Source organism: Novilysobacter longmucuonensis (genome assembly GCF_046600735.1).
GTDB lineage: Bacteria > Pseudomonadota > Gammaproteobacteria > Xanthomonadales > Xanthomonadaceae > Novilysobacter_A > Novilysobacter_A longmucuonensis.
In genome coordinates this window covers 78,369-93,154 of record NZ_JBJMAW010000001.1, presented here as the reverse complement: position 1 = coordinate 93,154, position 14,786 = coordinate 78,369, and the positions used below count along the sequence as shown (strand labels likewise).

Genomic DNA, 14,786 nt, shown 5'->3' with positions numbered 1-14,786 from the left:
CATCAAGTGGTGACCTCCGGCAGGTTGGATCGGGCGCGCGCGGCGGTCACACTGAGGCCCTTGTCGCGTCCGGGTAGCCCATGAGCACCTCTGCCGATCTGCTGAAGGAACTGCGAATCGACCGGAGCGTCCCGCCCCCGCCCTCGCGGCGCCGACTGTGGATCGCGCTTGCGATCATCGGCGCCGTATTGGCCGTCGGTCTTGTCGGTTGGATCTTGTTCGGCCGCGACGATACGCCACAGGTGCGCACCGCCAGAGCGGTCGAGATCGGCGGCGGCAATGGCGGCGTCTCGGTGCTTGACGCCACCGGCTATGTCGTCGCCCGACGGATCGCCACGGTCTCGTCCAAGATCACCGGCCGGGTCCGCGAGGTGCTGATCGAGGAAGGCCAGCACGTAAAAGACGGCGAGGTGATGGCCACGCTCGACCCGGTTGATGCCGACGCCGCGCGCGACCTCGCCGCCGCGCAACTGGCCGCCGCGCGCAGCCAGAGCGGCAGCGTGCAGGCGCAACTGCGAGAGGCCGAGGCCAACGCGACCCGCCTGGACTCGCTGGTCGAAGGACAACTGGTGTCGCAGGCGCAGTATGAACAGGCCGTGGCCCAACGCGACGCGCTGCGCGCGCAACTGGTGACCGCACGGCGCAACGCGCAGGTGGCCAGTGATCAGTTGCGCATCGCCGAGAACGGCGTCGACAACACCGTGATCCGCGCGCCGTTCGCCGGCGTGGTGATCGCCAAGGCGGCGCAGCCGGGCGAAATCGTCTCGCCGCTGTCGGCCGGTGGCGGCTTTACCCGCACCGGCATCGGCACCGTGGTCGACATGGATTCACTGGAGGTCGAGGTCGACGTCGGCGAGGCCTACATCGGCCGGGTGCAGCCGGAGATGCCGGTGGAGGCCACGCTCAATGCCTACCCCGACTGGAAGATCCCCGGCGAGGTCATCGCGATCGTGCCGACCGCCGATCGCGGCAAGGCGACCATCAAGGTGCGGATTGCGCTGAACGTGCGCGACCCGCGCATCGTGCCGGACATGGGCGTGCGGGTGAGCTTTCTGGAAACGGCCCAGCCTGCCGATGCCGGCGCGCCGCCGCCGGGCGTGCTGGTGCCGGGGTCGGCGATCGTCGTGCGCAACGACGAGCAGGTCGCGTTCGTCGTCGCCGGCGCTGAGGTCGAGCAGCGTACGCTGCAGCTCGGACGCACCCTGGGCGAGGATCGCGAGGTGACCCGCGGCTTGGGCGGCGGCGAAATGGTGGTGCTCGATCCGCCGGAGGAGCTGATGGAGGGGATGAGCGTGCGGGTCGCTGATGAAGCCGGCGATGAGGACTAGAAGCGAAGGTGCGCTTTGTTCGTCAATCCCGAAAATGCGGGAATGACGGCTGAAAGCAGGAACAAGCGACAGCACACGCAAGAACACAACGACCTCCTGCCTGCGCAGGAATGACAAAGCGCAAACCCACGCATCACGAGGGACGCATCGATGCCACTGGTCACCATCCGCAATCTCACTAAGACCTACCAGCGCGGCCCGGAAAAGGTCGAGGTGCTGCACGGCATCGATCTGGATATCCCGAAGGGTGACTTCGTCGCGCTGATGGGGCCGTCTGGTTCGGGCAAGACCACCCTGCTCAATTTGATCGGCGGCCTGGATTCGCCCAGCGGCGGCGAGATCGACGTGGCGGGCCAGCGCATTGACACGATGCGCTCGGGCGAGCTCTCGCAGTGGCGCAGCAACCACGTCGGCTTCGTATTCCAGTTCTACAACCTGATGCCGACCTTGAGCGCGCAGAAGAACGTCGAACTGCCGCTGCTGCTGACCCGGCTCTCGGCCGCGCAGCGCAGACGCAATGCCGCTATCGCATTGCAGTTGGTTGGCCTGGCCGAGCGTGCCAAACACCGGCCCAACGAGCTGTCCGGCGGCCAGCAACAGCGCGTGGCGATCGCGCGCGCGATCGTGTCCGATCCGACGCTGCTGATCTGCGACGAGCCCACCGGCGACCTCGACCGGCAGTCCGCCGAGGAGATCCTGGCGCTGCTGCAAAGCCTCAATCGCGACCACGGCAAGACCATCGTCATGGTTACCCACGACCCCAAGGCCGCCGACCACGCGCGGCGCACGATCCATCTCGACAAGGGCACGCTCGCCGGCGAGCGCGCCTCCGCCGCGGCGGCTCCGACGGCACTGTCGTCCTGAGCGCAGCGAAGGTCGGCCTTCGCCTTCGGCAGACGAAGCCGGTAGCGGTAGTGCACGGACTGAGGAACCCAACATGAAATACCTGCACCTGATCTGGGCCGCGCTGTTCCGCAGCAAGACCCGCACGCTGCTCACGCTGCTGTCGGTGGTCACCGCGTTCCTGCTGTTCGGCATGCTCGACTCGGTGCGCCTGGCATTCAGCGCCGGCACCAACGTCGCCGGTTACGACCGGCTCGTGGTCGCCTCGCGCCTGTCGATCACGCAGATGTTGCCGATCAGCCTGGAAGCGCGCATCGCCGCGACGCCGGGCGTGCAGAAGGTCGTGCACATGGCCTGGTTCGGCGGCGTCTACCGCGAGCAGAGCAACTTCTTTCCGAGCATGTCGACCGGTCCTGGTTTCTTCGAGCTGTACCCGGAATACGACATCGACCCGGCGCAGTTGCAGGCATTCGCCGCCACCCGCGACGGCGCGGTGGTCGGCGCCGCCTTGGCCGAGCGTTACGGCTGGAAGCTTGGCGACGTGGTGCCTCTGCAGGCGACGATCTTCCCGACCCAGGGCAGCAATGACTGGGCATTCAAGCTCGTCGGCATCTTCAAGGTGCGCGACCAGAAACGGCGCGGCGAGGAGAACCAGTTCCTGTTCCGCTGGGACTACTTCGACCAGGCCAACGACTTCGTCAAGAACCGGGTCGGCTGGTACATGGTCAAGCTCGAAGACCCCAGCCGCGCGACCGAAGTGGCACGGGCAATCGATGCCATCTCGGAGAACTCCGACCACGAGACCAAGACCCAGACCGAGCAGGCGTTCAACCAGGCGATGGTCAAGCAGTTCGCCGACATCGGGCTGATCGTCACCGCGATCATGGCCGCGGTGTTCTTCACCCTGCTGTTGCTGACCGGCAACACGATGGCGCAGGCGGTGCGCGAGCGCATCCCGGAACTGGCGGTGCTCAAGACGATTGGTTTCAGCAACGGCAGCGTGCTGTGGCTGGTGTTGGGCGAATCGGTGCTGCTGGTCGTGCTGGGTGGGGTGATCGGCCTTCTGATTGCCTCCTTTTTGATCGCCGGGGTGGCCGCGGCGAGCGGCGGCATGATCCAGTTGGATACGGTCCCGGCCGCGACCTGGCTGATGGGCATCGGCCTGATGCTCGCGATCGGGCTCGCGGTCGGCCTGCTGCCGGCGCTGCGCGCGATGCGGCTCAACATCGTCGATGCACTGGCCGGCCGCTGAGCCAGGAGAACACACATGAACCGACTGACATGAACCGACTGAAAGAATGGCTGGGCAACCTGGGCGTGGTACTGGCGCTGGCCGCGGGGCTGGCGGCGTGGACCTACCTGCCGTGGTACGGCGTGCTCGCGCTGTTGGCGGCACTGGCCGCGTGGCTGCTGCTGAGCCGGGCCGGGCAGCAGACCCTCGCGGTCGCCGGCATCGGCATCGCCACCCTGCCGCAACGCTGGGGGGCTTCGTCGGTGGTCGTGGTCGGCATCGCCGGGGTGGTCGGCGTGCTGGTCGCGATGCTGGCGATGGGCGAAGGCTTCCAGGCCACGTTGCGCGGCACCGGCAGCGCCGATACCGCGATCATCCTGCGCGGTGGCTCGCAGGCCGAAACCAACTCGGTGATCAGCCGCGACCAGGTGCCGCTGATCACCAGCCTGCCCGGCATCGCCCAGGGCGCCGACGGCCGGCCGCTGGTGTCGCCGGAGCTGTCGCAGGTGGTGAACATGGTCACCCGCGCCGACGGCACCGACGCGAACGCGCAGCTGCGCGGGGTCGGCGACACGGCCTGGGCGGTGCGTCCGCAGATCGAGCTGGTGCAGGGGCGCAGGTTCGAGACCGGCCGCCGCGAGCTGGTGGTCGGGCAAGGCGCGCAGAAGCAGTACGTCGGCCTGGAGCTTGGCAATCAGCTCGAGCTGGCCAACCAGATGTGGACCGTGGTCGGCGTGTTCGCCTCCGGCGATTCGCACGAGTCCGAGCTCTGGGCCGATGCGGAAACGCTCGCGTCGACCTACCAGCGCACCTCCTACCAGTCGGTGACCGCCAAGCTGGCCGGCGCTGACGGCTTTCGCCAGCTCAAGGCGGCGATGGCCGCCGATCCGCGGCTCAAGCTCGACGTCACCACCACGCGCGACTACTACAGCAAGCAGTCCGAGGGCCTTACCAAGATCATCCGGATACTCGGCACGGTAGTCGGCACGATCATGGCGATCGGCGCGGTGTTCGGCGCGCTCAACACGATGTACGCCGCGGTTGCCGGCCGTGCGCGCGAGATCGCGACCATGCGCGCGCTCGGCTTCCGCGGGCTGCCGGTGGTGGTCGCGGTGATGCTGGAGACGATGCTGCTGGCGCTGCTCGGTGGGCTGCTCGGCGCCGGCGTGGCGTGGCTGGTGTTCAACGGCTACAGCGTGTCGACCTTGAGCTCGAACTTCAGCCAGGTGGTGTTTCAGTTCCGGGTCTCGCCCGAACTGCTGTGGACCGGGCTGAAGTGGGCCCTCGGCATCGGCCTGGTCGGTGGCCTGTTCCCCGCGCTGCGGGCTGCGCGTCTGCCGGTGACCGACGCGCTGCGCGCGGCATGAGGCGGTGGCGTCAGCCCACCGCGACCGGCGCCCGGCGCGCGCGCCGCAGGCCGTCGCCGGCGTAGATCGCAAGCGCGACCCAGATCAGCACGAAACCGATCGCCCGGTCGCTGCCGAACGGCTCACCGAACACCAGCACGCCGCACAGCAGCTGCAGGGTCGGGGCGACGTATTGCAGCAGCCCCACGGTCGACAGCGGCACCCGCCGCACCGCGTAGGCAAAGCCGATCAGCGGCAGCGCGGTCAGGGCGCCACCGAGCACCAGCAGCAGGTCCAGCCAGGGCCACCACGCGCCCAGCACGCCGCCCTGGCCATGCCATTCGCCCCACAGCAGCAGCGCCAGCGCCGGCAGCAGCAGATAGCTGCTCTCGATGCCCAGCCCTGGCAACGAGTCGATCGCGGTGACCTTGCGCAGCAGGCCGTACATCCCGAACGAGCCCGCCAGCGCCAGCGCGATCCACGGAAAGCTGCCGTAATGGAATGTCAGCCACAGCACGCCGGCGGCGGCGCAGGCGACCGCCACCCATTGCCCCCGGCTGAGCCGCTCGCGCAGCAGCAACACGCCCAGCACCACGTTGAGCAGCGGGTTGATGAAGTAACCCAGGCTGGCCTCGACCACGTGCCCGGCGTTCACCGCCCAGATGTACAGCCCCCAGTTGAACGCGATGAAAAGCCCGCTCAGCGCCAGCATCGCCGCGATGCGGGGCCGCTCGCGCACGACCTGCAGCCATCTGCGACCGTGCTTCCAGAACAGCCAGGCGAGCACCAGCACCGCGCTCCAGACGATGCGGTGGGCGATGATCTGCAGCGACGGCACCGCCTTGAGCAGGTGCCAGTACAGCGGCATCAGTCCCCACAGCACGAACGCGCCGGCGGCCATCCACAGCCCGCGCCGGTACTCGGCGGCGGCCGGCGTCATGCCGCCGGCTCGCCGGTTGCTGCCGTAACCGGTTGGATGCCACGCGGCCTGGCGGTGATCAGCCGGTCACCCGCGGCGGGTAGCGCAGTCGAGGAATTGCTCATGGCGAACAGGCTGCCGGCAGAGTGGTGGACGTGGGGCGAGCGAGCATACGCGAGGACGGGAAGCCGCAGCGTCGGCAATTGCCGTGCGCCCTTCCTATGCAAGGGACGGAAAAAAAACGGGCGCCCAGGGCGCCCGTTCGCTGTGGATCGTGGGGCGGTCGTTCAGTCGGCCCAGTGCCCCGGGGTGTCGACCTGCTTGAGCACCTGCGCCGACAACTGGCGGTCGTCGTTGAGCAAGCGCACGGCGTCGGCCAGGATCGCGGCGGACTCGCGCAGCAGCGGGTCGGGGCGGTCTTCGGCCAGCTTCTCGCGCGCGGCATCCTCGACGATGTTGCGCTCGGCCGCGGCCAGCCCGTCATCCAGTGCGCTGTCGGCCAGCGGGTCCAGTGCCAGCCCCAGCTCGAGCCGGGTTTCCTGACGCTGCCGGCGCTTTTCCTGGTTGCGTTCGCGTTCGGCGCGGCGCTCGGCTTCGTTGAGCGAAATGTAGGTCTTGTCGCGCTCCTCGCGGAACTGGGCGACGTCCTCCTTCCACCACTGGAACTCGCGGTTGTCGGCCACCCGGGCGGTGTGCAGCGACTCCAGTCGCGGCAGCAGCGGCTCGAAATTGCCGTAACGGATGTGCGGCACCGCTGCGATCTTGGTCCACGGCAGCGCGTTGTCGTAGGTGCTCTCACCGAACTCGGTGGCGTCGACCGAGACCGGGAACGCGATGTCCGGCACCACGCCCTTGTTCTGGGTGGAGCCGCCGCTGACCCGGAAGAACTGCGCGATGGTCAGCTTCACCTGGCCGAAGCGCGGCTCCTCGTTGGCCGGCCAGCGGTCCAGGTCGAGCAGGTTCTGCACCGTGCCCTTGCCGAAGGTGGTCTCGCCGATCACCAGGCCACGGCCGTAGTCCTGGATCGCGCCGGCGAAGATCTCCGAGGCCGAGGCCGAACCGCGGTTGATCAGCACCGCCAGCGGGCCGGTCCAGGCGATGCCGGCGTCGTTGTCGCCCTCGACACTCACGCGGCCGCCGGACTCGCGCACCTGCACCACCGGTCCGCGATCAATGAACAACCCGGTCAGCTCGATCGCCTCGTTGAGCGAGCCGCCACCGTTGTTGCGCAGGTCCAGCACCACGCCGTCGACCTTGTCCGCGCGCAGCTGGGTCAAAAGCTTGGCCACGTCGCGGGTGGCCGAGGTGTACTCGCCGTCGTTGCGGCGGCGGCCCTCGAAATCCTGGTAGAAGCCGGGCAGTTCGATCACGCCGATGCGCTGGTCCGGCCCGTCGCCGGCGGCGGGGATGGTGAGAATCTTGGACTTGGCGGCCTGGTCCTCCAGCCGCACCTCGTCGCGCACCAGCACCACGCGGCTGGCGGGGGTATCGAGCCCGAGTTCGGCCGGGATCACGTCCAGCCGCACCTCGGTGCCCTTCTTGCCACGGATCTTGGCAACCACGTCGTCGATGCGCCAGCCGACCACGTCCTCCATCTCGCCGCTGGTGCCCTGGCCGACGCCGACCACGCGGTCACCGGGCGACAGCAGGCCGGACTTGCCGGCCGGGCCGCCGGGCACGATCTCGCGGATCGCGACCACGTCGTCCTGCTTCTGCAGCACCGCGCCGATGCCCTGCAGCGACAAGGACATCGACAGGTTGAAGTTTTCCGCCGAGCGCGGGGTCAGGTAGTCGGTGTGCGGATCGATCGCATTGGCGTAGCTGTTGACGAAGGTCTGGAACACGTCCTCGCCCTTGAGCTCGGCGATGCTTTCGGCGAGGTTGGCGTAGCGCTTGTCGAGGGTTTTGCGGATCTCGTCGCGCTCCTTGCCGGCCAGCTTCAGGCGCAACCAGTCGTTGCGCACCGATTGGCGCCACAGGTCATCCAGCGCTGCCGTATTTTCCGCCCACTGCGCGTCCTCGCGGTCGTAGTGGTAACGGTCATCGCCGGTGAAGTCGAACGCATCCTCCTGCCCGAGCACGTCGCGGGCGAACGCCACGCGCTCCTCCACCCGCTCGCGGTAGGTGGCGAACATCGCGTAGGCCGGGCTGAGATCGCCGCTCTTGATCGCGTCGTCGAGCTCGGTCTCGTAGCGGTCGAAGCGGGCGATGTCCGCCGCGGTGAAGAACTGCTTGCTGCCGTCGAGCGCCTCCAGGTAGCGCGCGTACATGTCGGCCGACAGCGCGTCGTCGAGCGCTCGCGGGCGGTAGGCGTAGCGGCTGTCCGACAGCAGCCCGTGGACCAGCTTGGCGGCCATGGCCTGGTCGGCAGTCGGCGCGGTGGGCACGCTCAGCGCATCGGCGCTGTCCTCGATCAGGCCCTGCCCGGTGGCCGCGGCGGGAACCGGCGCCTGCGAGGACGGCGGCATCGCGCCGTTGTCGCGCGCAAGCAGCGCCAACGGGACGGTCAGCAGGAACGCGAGCAGGGTGGTCTTGGCATTCATCGCGGGGGCTTCGCGGCCGGCAACGGCGGCCTGATCTTTGGGTGGGATGACGCGTGGGGGGCGCTGCGGCCAGGCGGTCCGGTCACGAGGTGCAATCGGATCGCTGCGGTCGGGCACGTGCGGGGTGCAAACGAGCATGCAACGGGGTTTGGACAAATCCACAGTGCCGAAAGTTGCGTCCGCTGTCATCTGCCGGAGCCGGTTCAGGCACACGCTATCGGCGCGAGGTTCAGTTTGGCGTGAGTGCGGCCAGGCCGCGCCCGACCGGCCCTGCTGCCAGGTGACTTCCGTGCTGACCGGCCGGTGAATTTGCGCGGGATGCGCCGTCCGGTGCACGGGCCAAGACGCGGGCGAAAACCTCTAGGCCGCGGCGAAACCGGCTTCGATCGCGGAACGATCCGCGTGGTACGACGAACGCACCAGCGGCCCGGAGGCGACGTGGCTGAAGCCCAACGCCAGGCCAAACACCTCCAGCTGCTTGAACTCGTCGGGCGTCCAGTAACGCAGCACCGGGTGATGGTGGGCACTGGGCTGCAGGTACTGGCCGATGGTAATCATGTCGACATCGTGCGCGCGCAGGTCGCGCAGCGTCTGCTGCACCTGCTCCATCGTCTCGCCCAGGCCGAGCATGATCCCGGATTTGCTCGCAACCTGCGGGTGCTGGGCCTTGAACCGTGAAAGCAGGGTCAGCGACCACTGGTAGTCGGCCCCGGGGCGTACGTTGCGGTACAGGTCGGGCACCGTCTCCAGGTTGTGGTTGAACACGTCCGGCGGCGCGGTCGCCAGGATCTCCAACGCGCGCTCCATGCGGCCCTTGCCGCGGAAGTCCGGGGTCAGGATCTCGATCCTGGTCTTGGGGCTGTGGCTGCGGATCGCCTTGATGCAGTCGACGAAGTGCTGGGCACCGCCGTCGCGCAGGTCGTCGCGGTCGACGCTGGTCACCACCACGTACTTCAGGCCCATGTCGGCGACGGTCTGGGCCAGCGTCAGCGGCTCGGACGGGTCCGGCGGCTTGGGCCGGCCGTGGGCGACGTCGCAGAACGAGCAGCGCCGCGTGCAGACCTCGCCCAGGATCATGAACGTGGCGGTGCCGTGGCTGAAGCACTCGTGGATGTTCGGGCAGCTGGCTTCCTCGCACACCGTGACCAGACGGTTCTCGCGCAGCTTGGCCTTGAGCTGGGCGACCGAGTTGCCCGACGGAATACGCACCCGGATCCAGGACGGCTTGCGCAGCACCGGCGCGTCGGCGAACTGCACCGGCGAGCGGTTGATCTTGTCGCCGGCCAGTTGTTTGGCGCCGGGCTGCAGCGACGCCGGCGCATCGCTGGTTACGACCGCAAGCGGGATGGACTTGGTGGTGGACTGGGTCATGGCGCTGCAGTGCTCTTGATGTCGGCTCTTTGCCGCTTGGAACAGGCTGGGGTGAGGGCTCGCGAAACAGGTCTGCGTCGGATGCGCGGTGGCGCTTGCCCTCATCCGCCCTGCGGGCACCTTCTCCCGCTCGCGGGAGAAGGAAAAAACGACTGCCCTCCCGCTTGCGGGAGAAGGGAAGTCAGGCTGTCGCCGGCAACTCCGGCAATGCTGCCGATTCAACCCTCAATCCGAACTGCCGCGCGACATGCCCGACCAGCGCCGGCTTGACCGCCTCCAGCCGCGACGGGCCGCCCAAGTCTAACATTGAGGTCACCTGCAGCCCCGCGAAACCGCAGGGGTTGATCCGCGCGAACGGCGACAGGTCCATCGCGACATTGAACGCCAGGCCGTGGAAGCTGCAGCCGCGGCGCACCCGGATGCCGAGTGCGGCGATCTTGGCGTCGGCGACGTAGACGCCGGGCGCGCCGGCACGGCGGACCGCCTCGATGTTCCAGTCGGCCAAGGTGTCGATGATGGCCTGCTCGATGCGGCACACGTACTCGCGCACGCCCACCTTCAGCCGCTTCAGGTCCAGCAGCGGGTACAGCACGATCTGGCCGGGGCCGTGGTAGGTCACCTGGCCACCGCGATCGACGTGGATCACCGGAATGTCGCCCGGCATCAGGACGTGTTCGGGCTTGCCGGCCTGCCCCAGGGTGAACACCGGATCGTGTTCGACCAGCCACAGCTCGTCAGGGGTGTCGGCGGCGCGCGCATCGGTGAAGGCCTGCATCGCCCGCCACACCGGCTCGTAGGGCTGGCGGCCGAGGTCACGCAGCTGCGCGGTCAGCGGGGCGGGCCGCGCCGGGACGGCCGGTGCGGCTACAGCGTCCACTTCACGTCCGGGTGCGCGCGCAGGACCTGGTGCGCGAGCTCGTACTGCGCGCGGGTCTCGGCATGGAACCCGATCCGCACCGACACGTACTTGCCGTTGCTGGAGGGCTTGCACCCGATCGCGTCGGTCCGCACACCGATGCCGGCCTCGGCCAGCCGTTGCGGCAGCACGCGCTCCAGACCGGCCGCGGCCGGCCCGACCGCGCTGAGCTCGAACGTGCCCGGAAACTGGAAGCCGTGGTCCGGGTTGTCGGAGGTGATGTCCATGGCCGGGATTATGGGTCCGCGCGGGAGCGAACCCAAGCGCGGGCGCCCCTCGGGCACTGTAGGAGCGGCTTCAGCCGCGAGCAGTTGATCTTGACCGGCACCGGACCGGAAAGCTCGCGGCTGAAGCCGCTCCTACACAGGCAGGCACCACTAGTCCGAGTGCCACCACATCAGCAGCTCGTGCCACAGCCGCTTGAAGAAGCCGGCCTCCTCGATCGCGCTGATCGCGACCAGCGGGCGCTGCGCGAGCACCTCGCCGTCGAGCATCACCTTGACCGTGCCGATCGCCTGGCCCTGCTCGATCGGCGCGACCAGGGCGGTGGGCACGTCCATCATCGGCTGCAACTGCTCGTAGCGCCCGCGCGGCACGGTCACCAGCAGTGGCTGGGACAGGCCGAGCTGCACTTGGTCGGCCTGGCCCTTCCACACCTTCTGCTCGGCGATCTGGGTGCCGGCATCGAACAGCTTGTGGGTCTCGTAAAAGCGGAAGCCCCAGTTGAGCAGCGCCTGGCTGTCGTCGGCACGCTGCTTCTCGGAGGTCGAGCCCATCACCACCGAGATCAGGCGCTGGTCGCCGCGCTGCGCCGAGGCCATCAGGCAGTAGCCGGCGGCCGAGGTGTGGCCGGTCTTGATGCCATCGACACTGTCATCGCGCCACAGCAGCACGTTGCGGTTTGGCTGGGTGATCGAACCGACCGTGTACTCCTTGATGCTGTTGTAGGAGTAGGCCTCGGGGTAGTTGTGGATCAGCGCGCGGGCCAGCAGGGCGAGATCTCGCGCGGTCGAGACATGGCCCTCGCCGGGCAGTCCGGTCGGATTGACGAAATGCGAGTTCTGCATGCCGATGCGTGCGGCGTACTGGTTCATCAACGCGGCGAACGCATCGACGCTGCCGGCGACATGCTCGGCCAGGGCGATCGCGGCGTCGTTGCCGGACTGCACCACCATGCCCTTTTCCATCTCCAGCAGCGGCGCGGTCTGGTTGACCTCGAACCCGGAGTAGCTGCCGTCGGTGGCGGCGCCGCCGGTGCGCCAGGCGTTCTCGCTCATCATCACCTGGTCGGTCTTGGCGACCTTGCCGCCGGCCATTTCCGCGGCGATCACGTAGCTGGTCATGACCTTGGTGATGCTGGCCGGCTCGACCTGCATGTCGACGTTCTCGCCGGCCAGGATGTTGCCGCTGGTGGCGTCCATCAGCAGCCAGGCGGTGCCGGTGATTTCCGGCGGCGGCGGCACCGGCAGCGCATCACTGGCCGGCGCGGCGGCGTTCGGCTGCGGCACGGGCGGGATTGGCGGCGTCGGGGTCTGGGCCAGGGCGATGCCGACGACGAAGGCGGTCAGCGCGGCAAGTACGAAGCGGGATTTCATTGTTCAACTACTCCGGGAGCCGGACCGTGCCGGCCAAAGATCGAGAAAAAAGTCAGTCGTGCACGTGCTGCGGCTGGCCGAAGCCGAGTTCAACTATGCGCGCGGCCAAATCCGGCGCGGCCGCAGTCGCGACCGGGCTGATCCGCAGGCGCCACACCGGCCGGCCGTCGGCATCACCGGCCAGCAGCCGGGCGCCGTCGATGCCGGCCTCGCGCATCATTGCCAGCGCGCGCTCGGCGTTGCGCCGCGTGGAGAACGCAGCGACCTGCAGGGTCAGCGCGCTGGGGGCCGGCCCGCTCGCCATCACGGGCGCGGCGGTCTGCGCCGGCATCGGCGACGGCTGGCCGGTGGCGATGCGCACGCCCGGCGGCAGTTCGACCGCGGCGGCGCTGCCGACCGGAATCGTCTCGACCAGGTGGTCCATCGCGCTCGCCGGCGGCTGCACGCCCGGTCCGGGTGCAGGTGCTACCGAATCGGTGGGCGAGGCCGCGGCGTGCATGCTGGTGGCGGGATCGCCGGGCGTCAGCGCACGCACCTCGACCCGCGCGGTGCCGTTGCGGACGTAGTCCAGCTTGACCGCCGCGGCGTAGCTGAGATCGATCACGCGGCCCTCGTGGAACGGGCCCCGGTCATTGACCCGGACCACCACCGACTTGCCGTTGTCGAGGTTGGTGACCCGCGCGAAGCTCGGCAGCGGCAACGACTTGTGCGCGGCGGTGAAGGCATACATGTCGTAGACCTCCATGTTGGAGGTGCGCCGGCCGTGGAACTTCTTGCCGTAGTACGAGGCTTCGCCCTGCTCGACATAGCCGCGCGCGTCGTCCATCACGCGGTAGGTCTTGCCGAGCACGCTGTAGCGGGCGCGGTTGCCGACCCTGGAACGCGGCAGCTCGACCACTTCGGGCTCGGGAATGCGGTCGACGTCGGGCACATGCTCCGGCGTGCTGTCGGGGACGCCGGGCTTGTACAGCCCGCCGGCGACGTAATCGCCGCGGGTGCTGGGGTCTTCTTTCGCGGGCGCGTACGGCGAGACCGGCGTGCCCGCGCCTGCGGTTTCGCGCTCAACCTGGGGCGCGGCGGGCGCGGGCGGCTTCTCCGGCGTACCGGCGCAGGCCGCCAGGCCGAGCACCAGGGCCGCGGCAAGTGGCCACCTCATGCGGCCGGGCGGAGACCGGGCTCATCGCCCGTGTTGCCACCGGCGGCGAGCGGATTCTCGCGGCCGGCGATCGCCTCGGCCAACTGGTACACGGCCATCGCGTAGAGCTTGGAGATGTTGTAGCGGGTGATCGCATGGAAGTTGCGAAAGCCCAGCCAGTGCTCCATGCCGTCGACGCCGTCCAGGTTCAGCAGCACCGCGCGCTGGTCCGGCGCGACCGGCGTGGCCGGGCGATAGCCCAGTGCGTCCAGCTCGGCCAGGCTCATGTCCGGCGCCAGGCCTTCCGGTTCGTGGTCCTGCGCGTCCGGGTCGCGCTCGGCGCGCACCACGACCGGGCCACCGCGGACCCAGCCGCCCTTGTTGACGAAATAGTTGGCGATCGAGGCGAACACGTCGTCGGTGCTGCCGAACAGGTCGATGCGGCCGTCGCCATCGCCATCCACGGCGAACTCGCGGTAGCTCGACGGCATGAACTGGCCCCAGCCCATCGCCCCGGCGTAGCTGCCCTTGAGCGTGGTGATGTCCAGGTCCTGCTCCTGGCCGAGCGCGAACAGTTGCGCCAGCTCGCCGCGGAAGAACGCCTCGCGGCGGTTCTCGCGATCGGCCTTGGCCGGGTCGCCGGTGCGCGGATAGGCGAACGCCAACGTGTACAGCGCATCGACCACCGGATAGCTGCCGGTGTTGCCGCCGTAACTGGTCTCCACCCCGATGATCGAGACGATGATCTCGGCCGGCACCCCGGTTTCGGCCTCGACCCTGGCCAGTGCATCGCGGTGCCTGGCGAGGAACGCCTGGCCGCCATCGATGCGCGCCTGGCTGATGAAGATCGGCCGGTAATCGCGCCACGGCTTGGCTTCAGCCGGCCGCGACATCGCGTTGATGATGCTGTCGCGGATCTCGGCCCCGGCCAGCACCGACTCGATATGGGCCGATTCGATGCCGTAGCGCGCGGCGGTGTCGGCGACGAAGGCGGCACGCGCCTCCGGCAGCGACATCTGCGGCAGCGGTTCGGGCAGCGGATCGGTGCCGGGCGTCGGCGTCGTCTTGGATGTCGTCGTAACTGGTGGCGCGCCCGCGGCGTCGGCCGGTTCGGCTGCTTCGGCTGGAAGCGTCTGGACGGGTTGCGCAGTCGGTGGCGGCACCTGCGTGGCACAAGCTACCGGCGCAAGCAGGAGCGCGCAGATCAAGGCGCAGCGGGCTAGGCGTCGATTCATCTGAATGAGGTTAGCACGGCACTTTGGCGTTCAAAGTGTGTGAGCAGCCGACGGCGTCAGTGAGTCAGGTGCTGTTGTTGTTCAGCTGCAGTGCGCCCGGCACGCGACCCCGGCGCGCACCGCGACCGAGCTCCTGCCAGCCCCTCGCCATACCAGCGAACAGTGACCCGTCTTGCCTAGATCCCCGCTCTGGCGTTGCACTTGCCGTTGCACTTGTCGTTGCTCCACAACGCAAATCAATCACCGCCGCCTCTCCACAGACCCCGAAGGGCGGCGGCCATGGATGGCCGTCGTTTTCCGACCGAGCCATGGATGGCGAGTCGG

The 14,786-nt window shown here is 68.7% G+C and carries 12 protein-coding genes; 4 read left to right on the top strand and 8 right to left on the bottom strand.

The genetic code is table 11. The annotated features are described in order from the left end of the window. Positions 1-80 precede the first annotated feature (80 nt). The 4 genes from ACJQWM_RS00400 to ACJQWM_RS00385 all read left to right on the top strand — a co-directional run bounded on the left by ACJQWM_RS00400 (position 81) and on the right by ACJQWM_RS00385 (position 4,769). Positions 81-1,328, top strand: a complete 1,248-nt coding sequence (locus tag ACJQWM_RS00400; RefSeq protein WP_332703719.1) for an efflux RND transporter periplasmic adaptor subunit — start codon at positions 81-83, stop codon at positions 1,326-1,328. 150 nt (positions 1,329-1,478) lie between these two features. Beyond that, complete coding sequence (locus tag ACJQWM_RS00395) at positions 1,479-2,192, top strand: ABC transporter ATP-binding protein (protein WP_332703721.1); 714 nt, start codon at positions 1,479-1,481, stop codon at positions 2,190-2,192. Between the two features lie 73 nt (positions 2,193-2,265). Further along, a complete protein-coding gene (locus ACJQWM_RS00390; RefSeq protein ID WP_332703723.1) occupies positions 2,266-3,423 on the top strand; it encodes an ABC transporter permease in 1,158 nt (385 codons plus the stop codon). A 29-nt stretch (positions 3,424-3,452) separates the two neighbouring features. Continuing rightward, positions 3,453-4,769, top strand: a complete 1,317-nt coding sequence (locus tag ACJQWM_RS00385) for an ABC transporter permease (RefSeq protein ID WP_332703725.1) — start codon at positions 3,453-3,455, stop codon at positions 4,767-4,769. Positions 4,770-4,779: 10 nt separating this feature from the next. Here the strand turns inward: ACJQWM_RS00385 and rarD are convergent, their stop codons facing one another. From rarD to mltB, 8 genes are all read right to left on the bottom strand, one after another. Beyond that, complete coding sequence (gene rarD / locus ACJQWM_RS00380) at positions 4,780-5,688, bottom strand: EamA family transporter RarD (RefSeq protein ID WP_332703727.1); 909 nt, start codon at positions 5,686-5,688, stop codon at positions 4,780-4,782. A 266-nt stretch (positions 5,689-5,954) separates the two neighbouring features. Next, positions 5,955-8,210: a carboxy terminal-processing peptidase gene (locus tag ACJQWM_RS00375; protein ID WP_411306598.1), complete on the bottom strand. Its 2,256-nt coding sequence runs from the start codon at positions 8,208-8,210 to the stop codon at positions 5,955-5,957. 360 nt (positions 8,211-8,570) lie between these two features. Then, positions 8,571-9,581 (bottom strand): lipoyl synthase, encoded by a 1,011-nt coding sequence (gene lipA, locus ACJQWM_RS00370; RefSeq protein WP_332703729.1) that lies wholly within the window; start codon positions 9,579-9,581, stop codon positions 8,571-8,573. Between the two features lie 181 nt (positions 9,582-9,762). After that, the gene (lipB, locus tag ACJQWM_RS00365; protein WP_332703731.1) at positions 9,763-10,458 is read right to left on the bottom strand and encodes a lipoyl(octanoyl) transferase LipB; all 696 of its coding nucleotides are present in this window, start codon (positions 10,456-10,458) and stop codon (positions 9,763-9,765) included. Then, a complete protein-coding gene (locus ACJQWM_RS00360) occupies positions 10,446-10,724 on the bottom strand; it encodes a DUF493 family protein (RefSeq protein WP_332703733.1) in 279 nt (92 codons plus the stop codon). Before ACJQWM_RS00360 ends, lipB begins: the two co-directional genes overlap by 13 nt. Positions 10,725-10,874: 150 nt before the next feature. Beyond that, positions 10,875-12,092, bottom strand: coding sequence for a D-alanyl-D-alanine carboxypeptidase family protein (locus ACJQWM_RS00355; protein WP_332703735.1), 1,218 nt, complete (start codon positions 12,090-12,092; stop codon positions 10,875-10,877). A gap of 52 nt (positions 12,093-12,144) precedes the next feature. Further along, positions 12,145-13,248, bottom strand: coding sequence for a septal ring lytic transglycosylase RlpA family protein (locus tag ACJQWM_RS00350; RefSeq protein ID WP_332703737.1), 1,104 nt, complete (start codon positions 13,246-13,248; stop codon positions 12,145-12,147). Next, positions 13,245-14,462: a lytic murein transglycosylase B gene (gene mltB, locus ACJQWM_RS00345; protein WP_332703739.1), complete on the bottom strand. Its 1,218-nt coding sequence runs from the start codon at positions 14,460-14,462 to the stop codon at positions 13,245-13,247. Before mltB ends, ACJQWM_RS00350 begins: the two co-directional genes overlap by 4 nt. Positions 14,463-14,786 lie beyond the last annotated feature (324 nt).

Bases quoted from the DNA above. Each gene is read 5' to 3' on its own strand.
- ACJQWM_RS00400 (WP_332703719.1), top strand. From the start codon at position 81: ATGAGCACCTCTGCCGATCTGCTGAAGGAACTGCGAATCGACCGGAGC.
- ACJQWM_RS00395 (WP_332703721.1), top strand. From the start codon at position 1,479: ATGCCACTGGTCACCATCCGCAATCTCACTAAGACCTACCAGCGCGGC.
- ACJQWM_RS00390 (WP_332703723.1), top strand. From the start codon at position 2,266: ATGAAATACCTGCACCTGATCTGGGCCGCGCTGTTCCGCAGCAAGACC.
- ACJQWM_RS00385 (WP_332703725.1), top strand. From the start codon at position 3,453: ATGAACCGACTGAAAGAATGGCTGGGCAACCTGGGCGTGGTACTGGCG.
- rarD (WP_332703727.1), bottom strand. From the start codon at position 5,688: ATGACGCCGGCCGCCGCCGAGTACCGGCGCGGGCTGTGGATGGCCGCC.
- ACJQWM_RS00375 (WP_411306598.1), bottom strand. From the start codon at position 8,210: ATGAATGCCAAGACCACCCTGCTCGCGTTCCTGCTGACCGTCCCGTTG.
- lipA (WP_332703729.1), bottom strand. From the start codon at position 9,581: ATGACCCAGTCCACCACCAAGTCCATCCCGCTTGCGGTCGTAACCAGC.
- ACJQWM_RS00360 (WP_332703733.1), bottom strand. From the start codon at position 10,724: ATGGACATCACCTCCGACAACCCGGACCACGGCTTCCAGTTTCCGGGC.
- ACJQWM_RS00355 (WP_332703735.1), bottom strand. From the start codon at position 12,092: ATGAAATCCCGCTTCGTACTTGCCGCGCTGACCGCCTTCGTCGTCGGC.
- ACJQWM_RS00350 (WP_332703737.1), bottom strand. From the start codon at position 13,248: ATGAGGTGGCCACTTGCCGCGGCCCTGGTGCTCGGCCTGGCGGCCTGC.
- mltB (WP_332703739.1), bottom strand. From the start codon at position 14,462: ATGAATCGACGCCTAGCCCGCTGCGCCTTGATCTGCGCGCTCCTGCTT.